Annotated in this window: 16 protein-coding genes; 8 read left to right on the top strand and 8 right to left on the bottom strand. The window is 63.1% G+C overall.

All coding sequences use genetic code 11. The features are described 5' to 3' along the window. Positions 1-93: 93 nt before the first annotated feature. Together JJ896_00415 and JJ896_00410 are read right to left on the bottom strand one after the other, a co-directional pair. A complete protein-coding gene (locus JJ896_00415) occupies positions 94-1,254 on the bottom strand; it encodes a hypothetical protein (protein ID MBO6778089.1) in 1,161 nt (386 codons plus the stop codon). Then, a complete protein-coding gene (locus tag JJ896_00410; GenBank protein MBO6778088.1) occupies positions 1,251-2,225 on the bottom strand; it encodes a hypothetical protein in 975 nt (324 codons plus the stop codon). Before JJ896_00410 ends, JJ896_00415 begins: the two co-directional genes overlap by 4 nt. A 146-nt stretch (positions 2,226-2,371) precedes the next feature. Between JJ896_00410 and JJ896_00405 the strand changes: the two genes are divergently transcribed. The 4 genes from JJ896_00405 (at position 2,372) to JJ896_00390 (ending at position 8,454) form a co-directional block, all read left to right on the top strand. Then, a complete protein-coding gene (locus JJ896_00405) occupies positions 2,372-5,710 on the top strand; it encodes a PD40 domain-containing protein (GenBank protein ID MBO6778087.1) in 3,339 nt (1,112 codons plus the stop codon). Between the two features lie 91 nt (positions 5,711-5,801). Continuing rightward, complete coding sequence (locus tag JJ896_00400) at positions 5,802-6,620, top strand: phytanoyl-CoA dioxygenase family protein (GenBank protein ID MBO6778086.1); 819 nt, start codon at positions 5,802-5,804, stop codon at positions 6,618-6,620. Then, on the top strand, positions 6,617-7,693 hold the full coding sequence (locus JJ896_00395) for an alcohol dehydrogenase catalytic domain-containing protein (GenBank protein ID MBO6778085.1): 1,077 nt from the start codon (positions 6,617-6,619) through the stop codon (positions 7,691-7,693). The genes JJ896_00400 and JJ896_00395 overlap by 4 nt, the downstream gene beginning before the upstream one ends. Further along, positions 7,690-8,454, top strand: a complete 765-nt coding sequence (locus tag JJ896_00390) for a hypothetical protein (protein MBO6778084.1) — start codon at positions 7,690-7,692, stop codon at positions 8,452-8,454. Before JJ896_00395 ends, JJ896_00390 begins: the two co-directional genes overlap by 4 nt. Here the strand turns inward: JJ896_00390 and JJ896_00385 are convergent. Together JJ896_00385 and JJ896_00380 are read right to left on the bottom strand one after the other, a co-directional pair. Next, positions 8,451-9,947: an MFS transporter gene (locus tag JJ896_00385; protein MBO6778083.1), complete on the bottom strand. Its 1,497-nt coding sequence runs from the start codon at positions 9,945-9,947 to the stop codon at positions 8,451-8,453. The two genes, JJ896_00390 and JJ896_00385, sit on opposite strands and share 4 nt — an antisense overlap. 23 nt (positions 9,948-9,970) lie before the next feature. Further along, on the bottom strand, positions 9,971-10,816 hold the full coding sequence (locus JJ896_00380; GenBank protein MBO6778082.1) for an AraC family transcriptional regulator: 846 nt from the start codon (positions 10,814-10,816) through the stop codon (positions 9,971-9,973). 82 nt (positions 10,817-10,898) lie between these two features. Here JJ896_00380 and JJ896_00375 point away from each other — a divergent pair, with 82 nt between their 5' ends. The 4 genes from JJ896_00375 to JJ896_00360 all read left to right on the top strand — a co-directional run bounded on the left by JJ896_00375 (position 10,899) and on the right by JJ896_00360 (position 18,167). After that, positions 10,899-12,857 (top strand): hypothetical protein, encoded by a 1,959-nt coding sequence (locus tag JJ896_00375; GenBank protein ID MBO6778081.1) that lies wholly within the window; start codon positions 10,899-10,901, stop codon positions 12,855-12,857. A 4-nt stretch (positions 12,858-12,861) separates the two neighbouring features. After that, positions 12,862-14,238 (top strand): sulfatase-like hydrolase/transferase, encoded by a 1,377-nt coding sequence (locus tag JJ896_00370; GenBank protein MBO6778080.1) that lies wholly within the window; start codon positions 12,862-12,864, stop codon positions 14,236-14,238. Next, positions 14,235-16,133 carry an alpha amylase C-terminal domain-containing protein gene (locus tag JJ896_00365; GenBank protein ID MBO6778079.1) on the top strand — a complete coding sequence of 633 codons (1,899 nt, stop codon included), beginning with the start codon at positions 14,235-14,237 and terminating at the stop codon, positions 16,131-16,133. Before JJ896_00370 ends, JJ896_00365 begins: the two co-directional genes overlap by 4 nt. A 555-nt stretch (positions 16,134-16,688) precedes the next feature. Further along, complete coding sequence (locus JJ896_00360) at positions 16,689-18,167, top strand: T9SS type A sorting domain-containing protein (GenBank protein ID MBO6778078.1); 1,479 nt, start codon at positions 16,689-16,691, stop codon at positions 18,165-18,167. Position 18,168: 1 nt separating this feature from the next. On the opposite strand, the gene JJ896_00355 is transcribed toward JJ896_00360, so the two are convergent. Genes JJ896_00355 through JJ896_00340 form a run of 4 tightly spaced genes read right to left on the bottom strand, consistent with a single transcriptional unit; the run spans position 18,169 to position 23,661 of the window. Next, on the bottom strand, positions 18,169-19,323 hold the full coding sequence (locus tag JJ896_00355; protein MBO6778077.1) for a PQQ-dependent sugar dehydrogenase: 1,155 nt from the start codon (positions 19,321-19,323) through the stop codon (positions 18,169-18,171). 46 nt (positions 19,324-19,369) lie between these two features. After that, a complete protein-coding gene (locus JJ896_00350; protein MBO6778076.1) occupies positions 19,370-21,940 on the bottom strand; it encodes a serine/threonine-protein kinase in 2,571 nt (856 codons plus the stop codon). 46 nt (positions 21,941-21,986) lie between these two features. Continuing rightward, positions 21,987-22,577, bottom strand: a complete 591-nt coding sequence (locus JJ896_00345) for a sigma-70 family RNA polymerase sigma factor (GenBank protein MBO6778075.1) — start codon at positions 22,575-22,577, stop codon at positions 21,987-21,989. Continuing rightward, positions 22,570-23,661 carry a serine/threonine protein kinase gene (locus JJ896_00340; GenBank protein MBO6778074.1) on the bottom strand — a complete coding sequence of 364 codons (1,092 nt, stop codon included), beginning with the start codon at positions 23,659-23,661 and terminating at the stop codon, positions 22,570-22,572. Before JJ896_00340 ends, JJ896_00345 begins: the two co-directional genes overlap by 8 nt. Positions 23,662-23,751 lie beyond the last annotated feature (90 nt).

Here is a 23,751-nt window from a genome sequence, read left to right as displayed (position 1 = left end):
GGTGGCCCGCGTTTGCGTCAACACAATGTTACCCTAAGGTAACCTTACGAGGGAAAACCTCAGAATGAGGGATTTGAGGACTGTGTGAGCCTTTCACCCCGCAAGATCCCGCATCGCAGCCCAAATCCGGTCCCGATTCTCGCCATCGGCGCCCAGCATGTGCCTGTTCAGGAACTCCTTGCTCACCTCGCGGCAGCAGTCCGGATCGGCGAAGGCGAGCTCCAGCTGCGCCTGCAACTGGTCAAAGTCCCGCGCCAGCAGACCGCCGTGTTCTTCCGGAGGCAGCTTCCAGATGTACGAAGCTTTTTCAACGCGTCGTTTGCGAACGCCTGCGACTGTGAGCTGCCTCCAGATGAAGGCCTCGTCCGCGCTGCGCACCGGATAGACGTGCAGGGTTGGGCGGCCGGTCGCGTAGTACAGGTTGGCGATGCTGCTGTAGTTCGTGATCAGCGCATCGCTCACCTGAAGGTCCAGGTAGTTGTCGGGTGCCTGGTTCTTGAACTTGAGGCAGACGTTCGGATACCGCCGCGTCAACCCGTCCAGAAAGTCCAGGTAGGCCTGGTCAAACCGGAACGAGTCATGCAGGCGGACGATGGCGTTCGCGCCATGGTCGTGGATCTGCCCCAGCAAGCGGTCAAACAGCTCGGCGTCCCGGCCCCAATGGGCAAACACTTCGCCATAGTGCCAGGTCGGTGCAATCAGCACCGTCTTGCGGTTGACAATGTCAAAGGGGTAGTAGGGCTGCGCCAGCACGCGGTCCATCGGAGTGCGCAGATCATCGTGGCTCGCCGCACCGAGGGTCAGACAGTTGTCCGGGTGCACACCACTGATTTCCGTGCGATGTTTGCGGTCCCAGGGACCGAACGCCTGCCATTTGAGGTGCCTGTTGGCGCGTCGAATGCTCCCCCAGGTCCAGGTCAGTCGAGCGTGCAGCAGCCAGAGCTCCCGCACATCGTTCGGACCCTTCCATCCGAACCCGTGCCACAGGATCAGTGCCTTGCGAGACGTTCGAAATGGCGGAACGCCGTTGTCCATCAGCGTCACGTCCCAGTGGCGGGAGGGACGCCCATGATGCCACTTGCGGGCGACGATTTCAGCCTTCAGCGGGAATAGATCGGCTACACCCTGGGCCAGATACAGCGCCGGGTCGTCCATCACGACTCGCAAGCGCTTGACGTCCGGCAGCCCGTCCAGATATCGGGTCATGCTCCACAGATCCGCCCCGAACGTGGTGGCCCAGACGAGAACGTTCATGCGGTTTTGGCCGGGACTTCTGGAGCGGCATCCTGCTCTGCCTCGTCAGCCGACTCCCGGGCAGCCGCTTCGGCTTTCCACCGCTGATCTCCGTAGTGCGAGACGATAAACAGCACCACATTGGTGATGCGAACCAGCATGCTCGCGGCCAGCAGCATGCCGGCGATGGCCGTTGTAGCGTGTCCCAGCGTCGATGACAGCTCGATCCCCAGGGTCAGGAAGAACAGATCCTTGCTGGGCAGGAAGGGGATGCGATTCAGGATGATGAGCAGGCACAGGTAGGTGAGCCACGTCATCACTCCGATCTCCGGCACACCGACCATCCACTGCAGGAGCACCAGTGTGTTCACAACCAGCAACCGCAGGTAGTGAATGCCAAGAATCCGGGACGACAGGCCGCCGGGGAGGGCAAAGATGTACTTCCGGAACCGTGCCAGAATGGCCACGACGACGACCAGCACCACGCCGGCCACGATGACCTGCGCGCGCCCCACGTTGGTGAACAGACGCTCCAGTTCCAGCACGCCCGTAGCCGTCAGCACACCAAGCAATCCGAAGGCCGTGGTGAGCGCCGCCACCGACGACAGGATGTTGATGTCACGAACGGCCCGGAACGCTTCAGACCACGACGTGGACAGGCTGTCCCGGAGCCACCAGAAGAAATACACCTCGCCTGAGTAGCCGGCCATCTCTTCGTTGAACACACGCTTCTTGATGAGCGCGCGCATGCCGGCCATGGCTGGCAGGGGCCAGATCTGTCTGTAGATCCAGAGCTCCGCCAGGGGTTGTGCCATGTAAATGGCCACAAACAGCAGGTAGAACAGCGGATTCCTCGGCAGGGCCGACCATAGGTCTCGCCAGCCCAGCTGCCCGAGCCGATAGATCAGGTAGGCGAGGATTGCGACCGTAACCGCGCGCCCACCCCATTTGAGCACGGCCTGTACCCGCTTGTCGGCGAGCCGGTCGCGCACGGTATCCACAAGAGAGGTCGTCAGAACGGGAGGGAGTAGGTGGGGGAGGCCCGGAAGCGCACCGACCGGTGACCGGCAGGGTCGGGCGCCGAAGTTAATTCAAAGCGGGAATCGTGTATTCTGCCTTCCCACCAATGCGAGTACCCGTGAAGCAGATCGCCTCCGCCCTGTTCCTTGCCCTGGCCTGCGGACCTGTCGTAGCGCAAACCGTTGCGGAAAACGACTCCTCAGCCGCCCTCGCCAAGCAGGAGAAGGCACTCCCCCTGATCCCGACGCGCACGATGGCCTATACGGCAACCGAGGGCTCCTGGATCTCGCTGGACGTCTCGCCGGACGGGGAAACCATCCTGTTTGAGTTGCTGGGCGACCTGTACACCATGCCGGTCACCGGCGGCGAGGCCACGCGCATCACGAGCGGCATGGCGTACGACATGCAGCCCAGGTATTCGCCCGACGGTCAGCACATTGTCTTCATCAGCGATCGGAATGGGTCTGAGAACATCTGGGTCGCGAACGCAGACGGCAGTGAACCCAGAGCGCGCACCACTGCAGAGAAGAAGTCGTTCATGTCGCCCGAGTGGACGCCTGACGGCACGTATATCGTGGCCAACGACGGCACCAGGCTGAGGCTCTACCACCGGGATGGGGGGTCTGGTGCCGAGCTTTCCGACAGCTTCCTGATTGGGGCGGCCTTCGGGCCGGACGCTGATGTGGTCTGGGTGAACATCCGCGGCACGCTGCCACGCGGCATCGACGTGCCGGATGATGCAGGCTCCGCCGGTGCGGCCTTTCGGGACGCGCATGCCCACCCGGTGCCGCCTCAGAGCTCCAGTCGTAGGGTCGGCACCTACCAGATTGCGGAGCTGGACCGCTCCAATGGCGAGATTCGGGTGCGCTCGCACGAACATGAAGGGGCCTTTCGACCCGTGCCCAGCCCGGATGGCCGTTACGTGGTTTATGCCACGCGCCATGACGCGCGGAGTGCGCTGAAGCTGCTTGACCTCGAAAACGGGAATGAGTCGTGGTTGGTCATGGATGTGCAGCGCGACGACTCGCAGGGCGGTGGAGCGCGCGATCGCGACGTCTACCCGGGGTCCGCGTTTCTGCCGGACGGCTCGGCGCTGATCACCAGTTTCGGGGGCAAGATCTGGCGCGTATCCGTTCCCGGCGGGGCTCTGACCGAGATCCCGTTTTCTGCCGAAGTCGAACTGGAGATGGGGCCGCTCGCCCTGTACGACTATCCGGTCAACGACAGCACGCTGACCGTCAGCCAGATCCGTGGCGCGCGGCCGAGTCCGGACGGCAGCCGATTGGTGTTCTCCGCACTGGACCGCCTGTGGGTGGCACCGCTGTCGCAGGATTCCATGGCTGTGGTACGGGACGCACGCCGGCTCACGGACCACGAACTGGTAGAACACGGTCCGGTCTGGAGTCCGGACGGTCGCTGGATTGCCTACGTCACGTGGGACGATGCGCGCGGGGGCCACATCAGGCGGGTGCGTGCTGACGGCACTGCGCAGCCGGAAACGCTGACACCGGCCGCCTTCTACGACAAGATCGCCTACTCACGCGACGGCACCCGCATCATGGGAATGCGGGGTTCGCGCATGCACCGTACCAGGATGCTGGAAGATTTCGGAAGCCATCATGCGAGCTCCGAATCCGAGTACGTCTGGATTCCGGCAGAAGGGGGAGAAGTGAATCGCATCAAATGGGTCGGCGGTGCCTCCACCCAGGAAGGCCGCAACGCCCCGCACATCGGACCGGACCCCGAGCGGCTCTACATCTGGGACGGCTCGGACGGCCTGCTTTCGATGCGTTTCGACGGCACCGAATTGCGCACCGTCGTCAAGGTCTCCGGCACACCGAACGGTCGTTCCGGCGGTAGCCCGGTTTCGCCGGATGAGGTCGTCCTGTCTCCCGACGGCAAGCGCGCCCTGGTGCGTGTGGCTCGCAACGTGTACGCGATCACGGTGCCCCCGATCGGCGGCAACGTGCCCACGGTGTCGGTGCGCTCCTCGAGTGCTTTTCCATCCTGGCGCATCACCGACATCGGCGGCGACTTCGTCGGCTGGGCGAACGATGGGTCCGCGGTGCACTATGCGATCGGGCGCAGCTTCTTCCGCTATGACCTGAGTGACCGCCTGGACGTGGAGACGGCTCAGGAGGCCGCCAAGGATGACTCCACGCTGACCGCACCGGCGGACTACAGCCCCCTGCGCACCGACATTGAAATCGTCGTGCCCAAGGATCGTCCATCGGGCGATGTGGTGCTGCGCGGGGCACGGGTGATCACCATGAACGGCGATCAGGTGCTGGAGCGTGGTGACATCTGGGTGCGAGACAACCGCATCGCCGGTATCGGGCCTGCTCTCGCCGTGCCGGACGGAACGCGGGAGATCCCGGTGACCGGAAAAACCATCATACCGGGTCTTGTGGACATTCATGCCCACACGTGGGTGGCCTGGGGCGTGCACCGCAGACAGGTATCGCAGTTCCTGGCTCAGCTCGCCTATGGCGTCACTACGCAAAGGGATCCACAAACCAGCTCGGAGGACGTGGTGACCTACAGCGACCTCGTGGAGACGGGGGACATTCTGGGGCCCCGCATTTACTCCACGGGTCCGGGCATTTTTTCGAGCGATGCGATCTCCAGCCTGGAGGAAGCCCGCAATGTGTTGAAGCGCTACGCGGACCACTTCAATACGCTCACCATCAAACAGTACCTGGCCGGCGACCGCAAGGTCAGGCAGTGGGTCATCATGGCGGCGAACGAGTTGGGGCTGACTCCCACGACGGAAGGCGGCTCGAACTTCACCATGAACCTCACCCTCATGCAGGACGGCTACGCCGGCCTGGAGCATGCGCTTCCGATCAGTCCCTTCTATGAGGATGTGGTGCGCCTGACGGCTGAAAGTGGGCTCTTCTACACACCGACGCTTGTGGTGGCCTACGGCGGGCCCAGTGGGTTCAACTACTACATCACCAGAGAAGATGTCGACGCGAATGAGCGGCTCCGGCGCTTCACGCCGCACGACGAACTCGACAAGTGGAAATCGGCTACCTGGTACAGGGATGACCAGTATGTGCACTTTCTGCACGCCGAGCAGCTGACCAAGGTCGTGGAGGCCGGAGGCAAGGTAGGCCTCGGTTCACACGGAGAGGTGCAGGGCCTGGGCACGCATTGGGAATTGTGGATGATGGCGTCAGGAGGCATGCAGCCCATGGATGCCCTCCGGGCAGCGACCATTCATTCGGCGGATGCGATCGGGCTCGACAACGACCTCGGATCGCTGGAGGCAGGCAAACTGGCGGATCTCATTGTCCTGGACTCGAACCCGCTGGACGACATCCACAACACGGCCGACATCCGGTATGTCATGAAAAACGGGCGACTCTATGATGCGGCGACGATGGACGAGATTTGGCCCCGAAACCAGCCACTCCCGGACCAGTGGTGGTGGCGCGTCGAGCCTGAACGCTAGATCAAGTGAGTATCAGTTTTGGCGTGCGCACGCAGCGCGGATACACGGTGAAGTCCCTAGACTGTCCATCGTATAGACCCGACAATCCGCCGTGCACCCTGAATTGACCACGATAGACGATACCAGCTACACGCTGACACACGATCAGGTAGCTTTCTACCGGGAGCACCGGTACATCAAGCTGAAGGACGTCCTGAGTGCTGACGAGCTCGACCACTATGGCCGGGAAATCACGCGTAAAGTGATCGAGCTGAACACGATGCATCTCCCCATGAACGAGCGGGACACCTACTCCAGGGCGTTTCTGCAGGTCATGAACCTGTGGCGGGAGAGCGACGTCGTGAAGGAATTCGTCTTCTCGAAGCGGCTGGCCCACATTGCGGCGCAGCTCATGGAAGTGGACGGAGTGCGACTCTATCACGACCAGGCCCTGTACAAAGAGCCCGCGGGCGGCTACACCCCCTGGCACGCAGACCAGTACTACTGGCCGCTCGCCTCGGACAAGACCGTCACCGCGTGGATCCCGTTGCAGGCGACTCCCCTCGAGATGGGACCGTTGGAATTCAGCGCCGCGTCGCACGAACTCAGCGCCGGCCGGGGTCTAGGGATCTCCGACGAGAGCGAAGCGGCTATCGACACACTGCTTGAGCAGGCTGGCTTCGAGCACGTCGTGGAGCCGTTCGAACTGGGCGAGGTCAGCTTCCACGCGGGCTGGTTGTATCACCGCGCGGGACCGAACAGCACCGATCAGGCTCGGCGCGTGATGTGCATCATCTACATGGATGAGCAGATGAAACTGAAGGCTCCGGAAAACGAGAATCAGCAGAATGACTGGGATACCTGGTGCCCCGGCGCCGATGTGGGTGAAGTAATCGACACGCCGCTCAATCCTGTGATCTACACATCGTGATACAGGGGCGGGCGGCGGTTACCGACGGCCAGGGCAACTGGCGCATCGACCAGATCCAGACGGCACTTCCGTCCGATGGCGAAGTGCTTGTGGCCATCAAGGCCTCCGGAGTCTGCCACACGGACTGGGACTCGAGAACCTGGGGGCGAAGCATGATCATGGGCCACGAGGGCGCAGGAGTCGTGCTGGAGGTCGGCCCTGGGGTTGAGCGGGTCGCGTCGGGAGATCGCGTATTGCTCAACTGGGCCATTCCGTGCGAGACCTGCTTCCAGTGCGAACGGGGCAACAAGTCGCTCTGCGAGGATCAAAAGGCGGCCCACGAGGGGAGCGCGCGGGTAGGCACGGAAACCGTCAGCCGCTCGTTCAATCTGGGCACCATGGCTACCCATTCGCTGGTCCACGAACGTGCCGTCGTCACTATTCCGGATCAGGTGCCGTTCCCGTGCGCGGCCATCATGGGATGCGGCGTCATGACCGGAGTAGGGTCTGTGTTGAACGCCGCGCAGGTCGAGCAGGGTGCTTCTGTCGTCGTGATCGGCTGTGGCGGCGTGGGGCTGAACGTCATTCAGGGCGCTCGACTGGCAGGCGCCCACCCGATCATCGCCATCGACATCCGGGACTCCCGGCTGGACATGGCTCGGCAGTTTGGGGCGACTCATGCGGTACGCCCCGCTCCGGAAGACCGGGACCTGGTGGAAGCTGCCTCGCAGGTGGCGGAGTTGACAGGCGGCCGGGGCGCTGACTACGCGTTCGAGGCCACGGGCATTCCCAGCCTGGGCGCCGCGCCGCTGCGCATGGTGCGGAACGCGGGCATGGCCATTCAGGTCAGCGGGATCGAGGAGGACCTGACCATCGACATGAACCTCTTCGAATGGGACAAGCTGTACCTGAACCCGCTCTACGGAAAGTGCGATCCCGCACGAGACTTCCCGCTCCTCATAGACGCCTACACCGACGGATCCCTGCTGCTGGACGAGATGATTTCCCGGACCTACGCACTGGATGATCTTGGCGATGCGTTTGATGATATGCTGAACGGCCGCATTGCCAAGGGCGTGCTGATCCTGTCGTGAGCACACCCAATCCTCCGTTCGTGCACGCGTCTCCTGAGATCCCCGGCATGCCCGGGGTGCGTCACGTGACCGTGAACTCCACACATCTTCGCGGCCGGGGGGATGTAACCCTGTTCGTGCCGGCGGGCGTGCACACACACTCGCCCGTGGGGCTGCTGCTGCACGGCATCTATGGCAGTCACTGGAACTGGACCTTGCTGGGCGACGCGCATCTGACCGCAGCGCGCCTGATTCAGGCAGGGGACATCCCGCCGATGGTGCTCGCCATGCCGTCGGACGGCCTGTGGGGGTCCGGAAGCGGATACGTGGAACGGGACGGCCGGGATCACGGGCGATGGGTTGTGGAGGAGGTCCCCCGCGCGGTGCATGCACTCACCCCGGCAAGGGGCCCGCTCTGCATCGCCGGATTGTCGATGGGGGGTCTCGGGTCGTTGTCCCTTGCGGCCCGTCATCCGGGTGTTTTTTCGGCAGCCGTGGGCCATTCCTCCGTGCCGTCCCTGGAGGGGCTGATGGGAGGCGTGCAGGAGCAGTGGGAAGGCGGCTTCCTGCTGGATGACATCCTGGCTGCGACCGAAATGCCGCCGTTCCGATTCGACTGCGGCACGGAAGACGGACTGATTGCAGCCAATCGGCACATGCATGCAGCGTTGGCTGATGTACCGCATGGTTGGGCCGAATACCCTGGCGGGCATGACTGGAACTACTGGCGGGCCCGTCTTCCGGACACGCTCCGGTTCTTCGCAGCGGTCTTGCGGGCCTAGCGTTCGCCCTCGGGCAGCCTCACGCGCAGCGTCAGCGCGGCCGCCACCAGCAGTGACAAACCGCCGCAGATGAGTACCAGGACGGCCTGGCCGTCAAACAGTCTGGACAGCAGGGTGCCGTACAGCGTGGCCGCGATGATCTGCGGGATCACGATAAAGAAGTTGAAGATCCCCATGTACACGCCCAGCTTGCCGCCGGGTATGCCGCCAGAGAGCATCGCGTACGGCATCGCCAGAATGGACGCCCACGCAATCCCGACCCCGATCATGGGGACAAGCAACAGGCCGGGCGTAGGCACGATGTAGATCCCTGCCAGCCCGATTCCGCCCAGGATGAGAGCCACCGCGTGCGTCCAGCGCATGCCGACCTTTCCGGCCAGGACGGGTAGGCCAAAGGCAACCGCCGCGGCCACCGCGTTGTAGGCCCCGAACATGATGCCGACCCAGTTGGCACCTTCGTTGTAGAGGGCGGAGGTCGTGTCGCTGGTGCCGTAGACATGCTCGGTCACCGCAGCGGTGGTGTACAAGAACATCGAGAACAGGCCGAACCAGGAGAAGCCCTGCACCCAGGCAAGATCCTTGAGCGTGTCGGGCAGATTGACGATGTCTCCAATGATCTCGACGAAGCCGTTTTCGGAACCGCGGCGCTGGAGCATGGCTGCGGAGCCCATCGCCACTCCGAAAACGGCGACAAAGACGGCGAGCAGGTGCACTTCCGGCTCAATGTCGAACAGCTCGACGGCCGCGGAGAGCAGCACCCCGGCGCCCAGCCAGACCGGCCAGCTGCGGCCGCCGATGGGCTGCACGGTGCGCGCGGAGATTTCGGCCTCGCCTCCGCGTTCCGCCCGGTTGTACGCTTCGAGCTGCTCCGGCGGGTATTCCCTGGTCGTAAAGACGGTCCAGCAAACGGCCGCCAGAAAAATGCCCGCGCCTACCATGAAGGCGATGCGCACCGTGGGCGGCACCACGCCTTCCGGCGCCGTGTTGGCGACTCCGAGCCATTCGTTGAGCATCCATGGGAAGGCCGAAGCCACCACGCTGCCGATGCCGATGAAGAAGCTCTGGGTGGCGAAGCCCAGCGTGCGCTGCTCCGGCGGCAGCATATCGCCCACAAAAGCGCGGAAGGGCTCCATGGAGACGTTCGCCCCTGTGTCCAGAATCCAGAGCAGGCCGGCCGCCATCCACAGGGCAGAGACGCCCGGCATCACGAGCAGGCTGAGGGAGGCCAGCACCGCGCCCGCAAGGAAATAGGGACGCCGGCGGCCAAGCCGGGTCCAGGTGCGGTCCGAGAAGTGGCCCACGATCGGCTGCACCAACAGACCCGTCACGGGGGCGGCAACCCAAAGAATTGCGATGTCGCCGATGTCCGCTCCGAGCGTCTGAAAAATGCGGCTGACGTTTGCCAGCTGCAGTGCCCATCCGAACTGGATGCCGAGGAATCCGAAGCTCAGATTCCAGATCTGCCAGAACGAAAGGCGGGGGCGGGTTGTCATGCGCGCGAGGGTTTGCGACAAAACTAGCGCGGGGTGGCAAACCGCGCCCGGTACGCGCGGGGCGTGACCTGGAGACGCTCCTTGAACCTGCGATTGAAGTTGGCCAGACTGCCGAAGCCCGCATCGTACGCAATGGATGCGATGGGTTCGGAGGTAGTTTGCAGGAGGGCGCACGCGTGGCTGACGCGCAGGTCGATCACGTACTGGGTGAATGTCATCCCGGTCATGCGGCGGAAGTACCGGCTGAAGGCGGCCTCCGTCATGTGCACCAAAGCTGATGCCCTGGCCTGCGTGACATCGTGCGTGTACGATTCGGCGACGTAGCGGAATACGGTGTCCAGCCGGTCCTTGAGGCGGTCGTCTCGCGCAGGTCGATGGCCGGGCGAGGCCAGTGGGCGCGTCTTGAGCTCGGTGAGCCGGCCCAGGATATCGATGAGCCTGGAGACACGACTGGGGCCGGAGGCATCGACAAGCTGATGAAGGTCCGCTTCAAGCGTTTGTCCGTCCGGGAAGTGCAGTCCGCGGGAAGCCGCATCCAGAAGGCGAGCCACATCCGCCATCTCTTCCAGGGCGCAGAGTCCACTCAGCGCGGTGGCGTCGAACTGCACAACGACAGCCCGGCAGACGCCGCTGCTGCGCTCAGACTGCCAGGAGTGGGGGAGGTCGGCGCCAAGAAGGGCCAGGTCTCCGGGGCGATACGATTCGGCCCGATCTCCAACCAGTCGGGAGCCGCGGCCCGAAAGGATCATCGTGAGCTCGAATTCCGGGTGGTAGTGCCAGTTGAATTCGAATTCCGGCAACTCGAGCAGGTAGGAGACGATCGAACGATTCTCCCGGGTTGGCCTGACGTATTCGAAGCGCGCCTTCACCCGGTCAAGATAGTATCAGTATTCGAAATGTGGTGGGGAGCGTGATGGGTCTGCGATTGGGGATACTCTATACTGGACTCCCATGCCTTCCATGTTGCGTCGCGGACTCATCCTGCTCGCTTTCTGTGGCACTGCCTGTACCCCGGCTCCGCCGGAACGGCAGCTGGATGTGTCCCTGCTGTTCCATTTCAACCAGGACCTGGTGCCCAAGGCACCCATGGCCGCGGCGGTACAGTACGAGCCGCTCCTCAAGACGCTGCTCAACGAAGAAGTCCCGTTTCAGGCCCAGGTGTCGGGGACGTTGCTCAACGCCCTGATCTGGTTTGATCGTGGTGTCGTGGACTATCTCCGCCAGGGAGGCTATTTCGATCTGGTCGAAATCTGGGGCAGCACCTATTCGCAGAACATCCTGGCGGCGACCGGGAGCCGCGTCACCAATGATGCCCAGATTCTCACGCACCGGCGACTTCTGGACCATCATTTTCGTGTCACGCCCCAGGGCTTCTGGAATCCGGAACGGGTGTGGACGCGGGACCTCCCGGACTACCTGTCCGGACATGGGTATGACTATGTGCCTGTCGAGACACACATCCTGCAGACCAGCGGCTACACGGACAGTCTGCATGTGGTGCGCCCGGCTCGGGGTGATTCGGCCAGCATTCTGGTCATTCACGACGACACGGCCTTCAAACACCTGTTCAACCAGGCCGTCAATTCAGGCTCCACCGATTCCCTGTTGAGCTATCTCCGGGCCCTGTACCAGGAGGATACCGCGGACCGGTATCTGGTCGCATACTTCGAGGATGCCGAAGCCTCGGGCCTCTGGCAGTTTGAGGCGGGCGGAAACCCGGAAGAGACCCTAGGGAGGTTGCGAACCGTACTGCGCACACTCGCGGACCAGGACTGGATTCGGATTACCACAACCGAAGCCTTCTTGTCGGGACACGATATCGCAGAGGAACCGATGGATATCGGGCCCGGCGCCGCGAATTGGATGAACGAGTTCTCAGCGAGCCTGGGCTTTGAGGACTGGTATGACTATGCCGCCCGCGATTCGGCGACTGCGTACTTCCGCTCGTTGGTGGAGCCGGTCAGAGCGGAACTTGCGGCGGCTGACGCTGCGCTGCCGCCTGGCGACTCGCCCGCTCGCAGATTGTTCGATCGCGCAATGCGCACGTATCTCGCGCATGAGTACGAATACGGTGCCAGCTGGACGTGGGACGAAGGCTGGGCGGACTTTCACTTCGCGAGGGAGGCCCGAATCAGTCTGCTGGCCAGTCGCCACGCATCGGGGCCAACGTACCAGGCCTATCAGCAGGACCTGACGGGTGACGGTGTGCAGGAGGTCGTGATCGTGCGCCCCGAGCAGATGCTGGTATGGACACCGCTGGGTGGAAGGCTGCAATACTGGTTTGACCTGCGCACGGGAGATTCGGTGGTCGGCAACGAAAATTTCGGCGACTACTTCGAGCGGTACCAGTTCAACCACACGTACCAGCGCGAATGGCAGGGCGGGGAAGACGTCTATCGATGGGCTGCCGACAACCCCCATGCCGCGGAGGTTCTCGGGACGACGTTCAAAGCCCGCACCCCCGCCTTTGCCGACCGGCTCCTGGCGGGCTCACGGATTGACAGTTTGCAGAATGCCACGTTCAGGGTCGAAGGGCTGACGCCGGACGGCGTGACGTTCGTGGAGCCCGTGGGAACCGGAGCCCTTCAGAAGACCGTCAGCGTGGACGAGAACCGCGTTCGAGTCGGCTACTCCCTGGCGGGATTGCAGGCTGAGCTGGAAATCGAGGTGGGGCTCTCGCCAGGCTATGTCGAGATCATGGACCGGGGAGCCTCCATCCTGACCGTGCAGCACATTCCAGACGGACTGCAGGTCATGAACCAGGTCACGGGCCGCGGTGCGGAGGTTCGCATGCCGCCCGGAGCAGCCCTTCGCAGCGAACAAACGGTATTCGGACACACGCTGCGTGCCACCGTTCGACCTGAGCAACCGGTCCGCGTTATTCTTCGACTCATCTCTGACTCGGACTGATTCCATGCTACGAGTGGCGCTCCTGATTCTGATCCTCGCGCTGGCCCTGCCGGCAACGGCCCAGGAGGCAAGGCCTCCGAACATCGTCCTGCTGCTCGGCGATGACCATGGATACCCGTACTTCGGATTCACGGGATCCGATCACGTGCACACGCCGAACATGGATCTCCTGGCACGCGATGGTGCCACCTTTCTGCTGGGACACGTGACCGACAACCACTGTCGGCCGTCGCTCGCCACGCTGATGACCGGTCTCTTCCCGGCCCAGTACGAGCATCTTGTGGACGAATTCCGGGAGGCTGCCAAGGCCCAGGACCCGGACTACCTGGCGGCTACCCCGGACGAGCAACGCATCTGGGAAAACAACTTCGGTTTTATCGCCATGAACTACTTCACCACGCTGCCGCAACTGCTGGACGAGCAGGGCTATGCCAGCTTCCAGGGCGGCAAGTGGTGGGAACAGTCCTACAAAAACGGCGGCTTTTCGCACGGTATGTCTACCGGCTGGGACCTGGATGCGCCGAAGGGTCCGGGCTGGTTTCACGAGTTCATGGGGGGCAAGGGCATGGAGCTCACCCGAGAGACGATGGAACCGGTGTACGATTTCATTGACGTGCACGCAGACCAGCCGTTTTACATCTGGTACGGGCCGTCGTTGCCCCATACGCCCCTGAATCCGCCCTACAAGTACCTCAAGTACTACCAGAACACGGACCTGTCCGAGTCCGCGAAACTCTACTACGGCAACTGCACCTGGTGGGACGCGGGCGTCGGGGACCTGGTCAACTACATAGAATCGAAGGGCCTGCTGGAGAATACGATCTTCGTGTACGTCAACGACAACGGTTGGGAGCAGCCGCCGTTTGTGGACTACACGCCGGTGCGAGACCTATTCCTGAACGGCGGGACGAAGGGCAAACTCGGCTTGCACGACCTGACGTTCCGCACGCCCGTGATCGTGCACTGGGCCGGCCAGATCGAGCCACAGCTGTTCGAGGACGAGCTCGTCTCGACGACGGACATTGTGCCGACCCTGCTGGATTATGCCGGCGTGGACATTCCGAACGGGCTGCCGGGACAGTCACTCCGGCCGCTGATCGAGGGCAGGGAGTTTGACAGCAGGCAGGCTCTGATCGGGCGCATCACGCAGACCCGGTCGGACGACGACCCCATGGGACAGCGCACTCGCGGGTACTACTATCGCGATCAGCGCTGGCATTTCATGTGGTGGCGCGACCTGGGCCGCGAGGAGCTGTACGACATGGTCGCCGATCCGGAGGCGGAGCAGGATGTGGCGGCAGAGCATGCCGCACTGATCACGAGATTCAAGGGCGCCATCGAGGCGTGGGAGACTGAGATAATGGCCGAGGTATCGCAATGAAAAGAGTACTCTTGCTGGTCGTCCTGCTCGCAGGTTGCTCGGGCGGTCCGGGCGAGACCGCGCCGACGGCACTGGACAAGACCCCGTCGTGGAGCCACGAGGCGGTGTGGTACCAGATCTTCGTGGAACGCTTCCGGAATGGAGATCCCTTCAATGACCCCACCGCAGCCGATATCGTCGGTTCGTACCCGGGCTTCATACCCGACAGTTGGGCGGTGACACCGTGGTCCTGGGATTGGTATCGGCCGGATCCCTGGTTTGAGGAGATGCGTGGTCGAGAGGCCTGGGACGGCTCGACCGTGGAGAGCTTCGGCCAGTTTGCCCAACTTCGGCGGTACGGCGGTGACCTGCAGGGCGTGCTGGATCAGCTGGACCACATCGAAGCGCTGGGAATCAACGCGGTGTACTTCAATCCGCTGAACGATGCGGCCTCGCTCCACAAGTTCGACGCGCGCAACTGGCGACACATGGATCGGAATTTTGGTCCGACCCCTGACGAAGACGCCGCGATCATGGCCGCCGAAGATCCGACGGATCCAGCCACCTGGCAGTGGACGGGAGCGGACCGCATGTTTCTGGACCTGCTGGACGAACTCCATGCGCGCGACATCCGGGTGATTCTGGACTTCAGCTGGAATCATACCGGAAACCAGTTCTGGGCCTTCAAGGATGTTCGGGAGAACGGCGCAGCCTCCGAATACGCGGATTGGTACTGGATCGATGCGTACGACGACCCGACCACTCCGGAGGACGAGTTCGCCTACAAGGGCTGGTTCGGCGTGGTCTCATTGCCGGAGATCCGGGAGACCATCTACCATGACCCCAGCATTCGCATTGAGGCCTACGAGGCCGATATCCACGCGCAGGCGGTCAAGGACCACATCTTTGCCGTGTCCCGCCGCTGGCTGGATCCGAACGGCGACGGTGATCCGTCGGACGGCGTGGACGGATTCCGACTGGACGTGGCCGCGGAAATCGGCCTCGAGTTCTGGCGCGAGTACCGGGAGGTCGTGCGTGGGGTGAACCCTGAGGCCTACCTGTTGGGCGAGGTTTGGTGGGAAAAGTGGCCGGACGACCTGCTGGATCCTGCGCCGTTCCTTCAGGGCGATGTGTTCGATGCCGTGATGAACTACCGTTGGTACCGTTCCGCAAGGCGCTTCTTCGCCGAGGCTCCGGACCGCATGCCCGTGTCGGAGTTCGTGGACAGCCTGCGCAGCTACAACGAGGGGTATCCCGACCGGCATCAGTATGCCATGATGAACATGTCCGCGAGTCATGACGCACCCCGGGTATCCACCTCGCTCTACAATCCGAAGCAGTACAAGGTCAACGTGAACGCGGTGGGAGATCCTTCCTACCGCATCGACCAACCAGACGCCGAGACCTGGGAGACGCTGGACCTGCTGATGGCCCATCAGTTCACCTACATCGGGGCGCCCCAGATCTGGGCCGGCGATGAGATGGGCATGTGGGGTGCGGACGATCCCTCCAGCCGAAAGCCGTTGGTCTGGCCGGACCTGGAGTATGACGACGAGACGGCGCATCCGCTCGGACTCGACAGGCCGAAGAACACGGTCCAGTTCGATCAGGCCCGCTTCGAGCGGTACCAGCAGTTCGTTGAGATCCGCCGGTCGAACCCGGTGCTGTCCCACGGAGGGCTGGAGTACCTGGTCATCGATGACGAGGCTCGCGTGCTGGCATTCCGGCGGTTCAACGAGACGGGCGATGAGGTCATCGCGGTGTTCAACGCGTCCCGGGAAGACGCGAACGTCGGATTTCAGGCAACGAGTGGGGACTGGGAGGACGTGCTGGATGGGTATTCCGTCTCGGGGACCCGCGGATCTCTGGACGTTAGCCTTCCGGCTCGTCGGGCGGCGATTCTGGTGCGACGGTAGGGCCTCTTGCGCAGTGCCCGGCTTGGGGCCTCAGAGGTTCCATTTTGGGGCGATATGCAACCTTTTTGCGCGTTTCTTGGCCTCAGAGGTTCCATTTGGGGCGATATGCAACCTTTTTGCGCGTTTTCTGGCCTCAGAGGTTCCATTCGGGCCGTTATGCAACCTTTTTGCGCGTTTTCTGGCCTCAGAGGTTCCATTTGGGCCGGTATGCAACCTTTTTGCGCGTTTCTTGGCCTCAGAGGTTCCATTTGGGGCGATATGGAACCTTTTTTCGCGTTTTTGGGCCTCGGAGGTTCCATTTGGGGCGATATGCAACCTTTTTGCGCGTTGTTTGGCCTCAGAGGTTCCATTCGGGGGTGTTATTCAACCTGAGCACGCGCTCGGCCAGCCCTCCCGCAGCCCTGCCGGCCGGCCCTCCCGCGGCCTCGCCCCCGCCCACCAGGCCACGCCTGGACGACGGCTGAAAGCCGCGGCCGTCGCCCGACCTGCCGGGCGGCTGGGCCCCGGGGTCGACACACAACAGGAACCCCAAATGGCGAGCCGAATCTGAGGCGCATGCTCAGACTCCTCATGCTCTGCGCGGCCACCGCGCTGGCGGCCGCTTCCGCCCACGCCCAGTTTTCGACCTACCAGGCCTTCCGGGACTCGCTGGACGCGGTTGTAGCTATTCAGGATTCCGGGGAGCGCTCCGAGCGACTCGGCGTGTTCCTGGACTCCTTGGCTGCTCAGGATCAGCTTCCGTTCAAGTTGGGCTCTCAAGCCGCTTTCCTCTACCGAGGGTCGGGGAACCAGGTACGCGTCGCGGGGGACTTCAACCGGTGGAATCCCGCCGCAGGACCGGCGACACGGCTGGGCTCGAGCGACGTCTGGATTCGTGAGGAGACGTTCCCAGCCGACGCGAGGCTGGATTACAAGTTCGTGATCGGGTCGAGCCAGTGGATTCTCGATCCGCGCAATCCACATCGCCAGAGAGGCGGATTTGGCGACAACTCCGAGCTGCGCATGCCGGACTACGAGCCCTCGCCGTGGGTAACAAGCTGGGCCTGGGTGAACGGCGGCAGCTACACGAGCGGGCGATCGCTCTCCAGCACGCATCTGGGATACAGCGTCACCTATCGGGTGTACACGCCGGCCGGCTACGACGCGTCCGGCACGGCGCTACCGACGATCTACGTGACCGACGGCCATGAATACGCGGACAACGCGGTCGGCAGCATGCGCATCGTGCTGGACAACCTGATCCATGAAGGCCTCATCCAGCCGGTAATTGCCGTATTCGTCGATCCACGTGTGGGCGGGCAGAATCGGCGTGGCGAGCAGTACGTGGAGAACCCGGACTTTGCGGCCTTTCTGGCGGAGGAGTTGGTTCCGGAAATCGACGGCAGCTACAACACCCTGACCGGGGCCGGAAGTCGTGGCATTCTGGGCACCTCCCTGGGCGGACTCAATTCGGCCTATGTCGGCGCGACCCATCCGGATGTGTTCGGCCTAATCGGCATTCAGTCACCGGCATTTCATGCGGGCAGTACCATCTACAGCCTTTACCGCGACCAGCCCACCCGGGATCTGCGCATCCACATGACGTGGGGCACCATCTTCGATGTCGGCACGGCCGGAGAGCAGATGGAGACCATCCTGCGGGACAAGGGATATCCGTTCGAGACCGTCGTGCTCAACGAAGGACATTCCTGGGGCTCCTGGCGCGCGCTTCTGGACGATGTACTCATCTATTTCTTTGAGGCCGGCAGCACCGACGTGGCCCATCGTGACGAGATTCCCGAGAGACGCGGCCTGACGGTGTTCCCAAATCCGGCTTCGGGGGCATCGACGATTGTCTTTGCGCTGCCTGGAACCGAAGCCGCCGTCGTCGAGGTATTTGACATGATCGGCCGATTGGTGGCGGTGCCGGTTCGCGGCGTGCTGCCGGCGGGGCAGCACCGGGTGGACTGGAGACCGCCGGCCGCGCCGGGGATCTATGCGATCAGGCTCCAGGTCGCCGGTTCAAGCCACATCGTGCTCCAGACAGTGCGGTAGTCTACCGCGGCGTGAGCTTGACCACCCGGCCCGAATCGGTCCGGCGCGGGCTTCCTGTGTCAATCAGCAGCAGCACGGCGCCACTCGGGAGCTGCGCCACATCGCGCACGCGGCCCAGGTCGTCAAGAAGAATTACGGTGTCATCCAGCTCCGCGTTGTAGCCGATCAGGCGCTCCTGGGGCAAGGACCCGATCAGAAAGTAGCCGTCCCACTCGGGGAAGAGGCTGCCCTCGAGGCGCTCAAGGCCGGACGGGGCCACGTTCAGGCCTTCTCCCCAAAACTGGATGGGCAGCACCGTCGTGCGCTCGGCTTCCTCCTGAGAGATGCGGGTGACCTCGGTGCGATTGTAGTTCACTCCGTACGAGTGGATGGGCCAGCCGTAGTTGCCGGCCTTGCGGATAATGTTCAGTTCGTCGCCCCCCAGGGGGCCGTGCTCGTGGGAGTAGACCGTTCCGTCCTCCGGGTCTACCCAGAGGCCCTGCGGGTCGCGATGCCCGTAGCTCCAGATGCTGGTCGGCCGTGTGCTGCCGACAAAAACCGGGTTGTCGGCAGGGACCGAGCCATCGGCGTGCAGCCTGTGGATCTTGCCGGCATCGCTCGACAGATCCTGTGGACCTGGCTCCGGATAGGGATTTCCGCCAACTCCCTGTGTCACCAGGAAATGATCCTCGTCCAGCCACGCGATGCGGGAGCCGATGGAGAAGGAGTCGGATTCGAAGATGACTTCGAGATCTTCGGCATGCTGATCTCCCAGCCGGAACCGGGCCACGGACATCAGGCCCTGGGGATTCACGTAGGCAAAGTAGACCAGGCGGTTCTCGGCGAATCCCGGGTGCAGGCTTACGTCCATGATGCCCCCGTAAACCAGTCCGGCGACCTCGACGGTGAACGACTCGGGAATGCCTTCGAGCGAACGCATCTGTCCGTCCCGGTAGTGGTAGACGTCCCCCATGCGCTCGGAAAGCAGATACTCGTTTTCCCCGATGATTTCGATGCCCCAGGGGATGATGAGCCCATCGGCCACCACTTCCATCTGCGCGCTGAGCAGTTCCGTGGTGGCGGGGGCACCCGGTGGTCCCTGGGCGTCGCCGGTGACGTAGCCGTCGTCGCAGGACGCGAGAATGATCGAGGTAAGGAAGAGGGCTAGTGTGCGCATGTCGGCGTGCGGGGCGAGCCTAAGTGTAAAGCCGCGGCGGCACTCTTCAGCGTCGTCCCACGCCTGAGACCGGATCGAAGTTGCCGACCAGGTAGACGTCGCTTTGCAACTCCAGGAAGCTGAACACCATGGTCGTGGCATTCGGGCTGAGGTCTATGGAGATGAAGTCGTGTTCCGTGACAATGGGGATTTCCTCCAGCGCCTCGAATTGGGATCCGTCGGGGCGAATGCGCATCAGTGTCTCCCGATGGCCGGCGACCCGCAGCGCATAGATCCAGTCTCCCCTCCAGGCCACGGGCTGCCAACGCTCACTGGCAGGAACCACGTGGATGATTTTCTCCGAGGACTGGACCAGGTCGACCACCAGTAGTCCGCGAGCTGCTGAATCGCGGGAATTACGCCAGAAGGCGACCCGCCCCGCGTCCTGTGATCCGCGGGCGAAGAGCGCCCAGCCGGTTGAGTCATCCGATATGACGAGCTTCTGTCTGCCTTCTCGCAGCGCAAACCAGGTTCGGTTATCGGCGCGGGGGACGAGGAGCGTGCCGTCAGCCAGCCACTCCAGACCCTGAAAAGAAGCGTCGGAAACCGGTTCGGATCTCACGGCGCCGTCAGAAAGGCGGACCACGCGCAGGGGCGCGGCCGGATTGTCGCTGAGCGTAAATGCGATCTCGGAGCCGTCGGGACTCCAGGCGACGAGTTGCGCCCGGCCTGCCTCAAAGGTTCGGCGGGTTTCCGCCCCTCCGCTCACCGGCCTCGTAAACACGTCACGACCACTGGGCACTCTCTTGGAGTAGGCTACCCATTGCCCGTCCGGCGAAATACGGCTTCCCGTGTGGTGAGCATTGCCGGTCGTCAACTGCCGCCGATCGGCGCTACCCAGTTCCTTGGTGTGCACGTTCCATTCCGAGTTATCGCTTGAGTACACCAGCTGATTGCTGTCGGAAAGTGAAAACGGGCAACAGAGGCGCACACCGGTGCGGACCAGCCGTGCGCGGACTTGCCTGCCAGTGCGAACCGGGGTATTGATGATGGCGCGCTCCTCAGCTCCCCATCGGAAGAGATACAGCGAACGGCTATCCCGGGCCCAGGTGGGGTTTTCAAGGTATCGCGTGCTGTCCTGATGTACGAGGGCCAGTGACGTGTCGCTTAGGCTCAAGGACCACACCTGACTTCGATCCGTGACCAGCGCCAGTCGGCTTCCGTCAGGAGACCAGTTCAGTCCGTTCAGGAAGGCATGGCCGGCGGCAAGAGCTATGGGGGTGGTGTCAAGGTTGCTCAGGTCCACGAGCTGGACCTCCCGGGAACCTCGGGCTGCAATGGCTATCCGCCCTCCGTCCGGAGACCAGGCGGCGAGATGGCCCCGTACGGGCATCTGACGAGGCGGTCCCCCGGCTCGAGATACGACCCAATTCGCTCGGAGGCCGTGGATCTCTGCGTAAAATGCCAGCTGCGTGCCGTCCGGAGACCACCGAATGGGCGCATCGACCAGCATCGGCTTTGTGATGCCCGAAACGAGGGTTCTGGACTCGCTGGAGCCGATATCTGTGAGCGTGAGGATACCGGTCGAATCGCTGTCGGCGCGGTAGGCCGCAAACTGGGTGCCGTCCGGTGAGATAGCCCCGTTCCGAGAGCGCCCGTCATACGTGAGTTGCCGAGCCGATTCCGGCACCGGATCGCTTTCGCCGGACAAGGCAATCGCCATCAGAAGCGTAAGGCCGGCCAGCACGGTCACGGCCGGAAGAAGAGACCGTGCCTTCCGGAAGCTGGCGATGCGCCACCTTCGCGAGCGGATGCGAGACAGATCCTCACTTCCCAGTCGCGACAGCACATCCTCACCCCGCTGGAGCCGGTCCTCTGCCTCCTTCGTGAGCAACTCACGGTGTATGGTGCGCGTCGATGCCGATACGCCACCGGGCAGGGGTGGCACCGGGTCGTGGAGGATGCGGTAGATCACCGCCTGCGGGAAATCCGCATCAAATGGTCGTTTGCCCGTCAGCATCTCGTGCAGGACGACACCGAGTGACCAGAGATCGGTGCGCCCGTCTACCGGCACGCCCTGGGCTTGCTCTGGGCTCATGTAGGCGACCGTGCCCAGCGTCGATCCAGCCAGTGTCAGATCTGTGTATTCCGCGGATTTGGCCAGCCCGAAATCCAGGATCTTGGTCACGGGGCCCCCGACAATGAGGTTGGAGGGCTTTATGTCTCGGTGCACGATGCCGTGTGCGTGAGCGACGCCGAGGCCCGCAGCGACATCCTGGAGGATCTTCAGAGCCAACCGTTCAGGCAGGGGTCCATCACGCAGCCGCTCCTTGAGCGTGCGACCCTCCGCAAACTCCATTGCGATAAAGGGAAGAGCCGGGGTCGTCGAGTCGTGCGACGGGACCGCCTCACCGATCTCGTAAACTGTCGCGATGGCAGGATGCCGAAGCCCGGCCGCCGCGCGGGCCTCTCGGAAAAAGCGGGATCGATCCTGACCTTTTCCGAAGATGCCGGGAAGCATGACCTTCAGGGCCACCACGCGCCGAAGACGGGTATCGTACGCGCGATACACTATTCCCATCCCGCCCTGACCAAGCAGAGACTCGACGCGGTAGTGTGCCAGATGGGAGCCGACCATGCCTAGGATCGCTAGTCCACCAATAAGTAGGCGACCGGCCAGAAGATCAAGCGCCCTGCACAATCTCGCCGTGATCGGAGACCACCACAGCGTACAGCCAACTGCGTGCGACGGCCCATCTTCGTTTGACCGTGGGCGTCGAGATGTTGAGTGCGGCGGCGGTTTCCGCTACGGTCATGCCGCCGAAGAAGCGGCACTCGACCACCGCTACCGCATCCGGATGCTGAGTCCCGAGACGTTCCAGGGCCCTTTCCAGATCGAGTAATTCCGTGACGACGGTGTGCGGCATGCTTGACCCCGCGGGCAGGGCTTCGTCAAGTGCGACATGGCGAGCACCGGCACCCCGACGCTGGGCCTGGGCCCGCCTTGCATAGTCCATAAGTACCTGCCTCATGGCTCGGGAGGCCAGTGCCAGAAAGTGTGCCTGGTCCTGCACACGCTCCAGGGCACTGCCTGCGAGCTTGATGTAGGCCTCGTGCAGAATGGCCGTTGTATTCAACGTGAGATTGCCGTCCCACCGACGACGCTGCCCGTGGGCGCGCTCTCTGAGCTCGCCATACAGCAGGTCAAAAAGCTGCTGCACAGACTCTGCGTGGCCATCTTCCACGCCCCGTAGAATGGAGTCCACGTCAGGCATCGCGACCCCTCCGCCACGGGGAGTAACGCCCGCCGGCCAGAATGCGCCTCCAGAACCCTTGAGGAGGCCCGGGCGCCAATCTCCGGAGTTGCCGCTCGAGTAAAGCTGCAGACGCCCACCGGTCTCGCGGCCGTTTTTGCAGGCACCGGAACACGATCCTGGCACAGGCACTGGAGATGTCCGATGGCAAGGGAGGCGGCGGTTCGTCCCGGACCTTTCCGATCACCTCGAGAGGGTTTGCTCCCTCGAACGGACGTCTTCCAGAAAGAAGTTGGTAGAGAACGACTCCCAGGGACCAAATGTCGGTGGTTGCCGCCGTCCGCTCGCCACGAGCTTGCTCAGGGCTCATGTAGGCGATGGTGCCGAGCTTGGCCCCCATCGGGGTGAGTGTAGGGTCCGCGAGGATCTTGGCGATACCAAAATCCACAATCACCGGGTCTCCCTCCTTTGTCATGAGGATATTGGACGGTTTGATGTCCCGATGAAGAACTCCCTTGCGGTGCGCATACGCCAGCGCGTTCGCAACGGCCGCCGCAAAGGAAACGGCCTCCTGCTCCGGCCAGCGTCGACCGGTGCTCAATGCGCTGTGATACAGGGGCATGACCAGGTAGGTCGTGCCATCCTCACTTTCTCCCACATCCAGAATCCGTGCGATGTAGGGATGCTCCATTCGGGCCACAGCACGGGCTTCCACCAGAAATCGCCTTCTCGCCTCCGGGTCCAGACGCAGGCGGCCGTGCAGAACCTTGACGGCGACATGCAAGCCGGAGGAGGTATCTCTGGCTCGGAGTACCGAGCCGGTTCCCCCACGGCCAACTACGGCACCAAGCTCGTATCGCCCCAGTCGTCGGCCTGTCAGCCCGTTTAGCGGACTGCCGCCCAGCATTCGCCTTGCGAGGCCGTGAAAGTACGCCTCTGCCTTGTCTTGGAGTCCAATCACCTGCTCGACACGTCGCGCAAGGTTCGGGTCGCTCGTCCTCAGGGCGTGCAGCATCCTGGAGCGCTCGGCTTCTGATTGGCGCAATGCCAGCCCGACAGCGTCTTCGACCCGAGCCCAGTCTTCCGCCGAGTAGTGTTGAGTCACGTGAAATCTCCCTTCCTTCAGTGCGGGCACTCCGTGGACACGGGTCGTCTCCGAGGGCCCATGTCGGCCCGGACAAAGTAGTCGTCGGCG

The organism is Rhodothermales bacterium (assembly GCA_017643395.1).
GTDB lineage: Bacteria > Bacteroidota > Rhodothermia > Rhodothermales > UBA10348 > JABDJZ01.
The sequence above is the reverse complement of the archived record's forward strand: the minus strand, read 5'-3'. Positions and strand labels throughout refer to the sequence as shown.

Bases quoted from the DNA above. Each gene is read 5' to 3' on its own strand.
- JJ896_00415 (MBO6778089.1), bottom strand. From the start codon at position 1,254: ATGAACGTTCTCGTCTGGGCCACCACGTTCGGGGCGGATCTGTGGAGC.
- JJ896_00385 (MBO6778083.1), bottom strand. From the start codon at position 9,947: ATGACAACCCGCCCCCGCCTTTCGTTCTGGCAGATCTGGAATCTGAGC.
- JJ896_00375 (MBO6778081.1), top strand. From the start codon at position 10,899: ATGCCTTCCATGTTGCGTCGCGGACTCATCCTGCTCGCTTTCTGTGGC.
- JJ896_00370 (MBO6778080.1), top strand. From the start codon at position 12,862: ATGCTACGAGTGGCGCTCCTGATTCTGATCCTCGCGCTGGCCCTGCCG.
- JJ896_00365 (MBO6778079.1), top strand. From the start codon at position 14,235: ATGAAAAGAGTACTCTTGCTGGTCGTCCTGCTCGCAGGTTGCTCGGGC.
- JJ896_00360 (MBO6778078.1), top strand. From the start codon at position 16,689: ATGCTCAGACTCCTCATGCTCTGCGCGGCCACCGCGCTGGCGGCCGCT.
- JJ896_00355 (MBO6778077.1), bottom strand. From the start codon at position 19,323: ATGCGCACACTAGCCCTCTTCCTTACCTCGATCATTCTCGCGTCCTGC.
- JJ896_00350 (MBO6778076.1), bottom strand. From the start codon at position 21,940: ATGGTCGGCTCCCATCTGGCACACTACCGCGTCGAGTCTCTGCTTGGT.
- JJ896_00345 (MBO6778075.1), bottom strand. From the start codon at position 22,577: ATGCCTGACGTGGACTCCATTCTACGGGGCGTGGAAGATGGCCACGCA.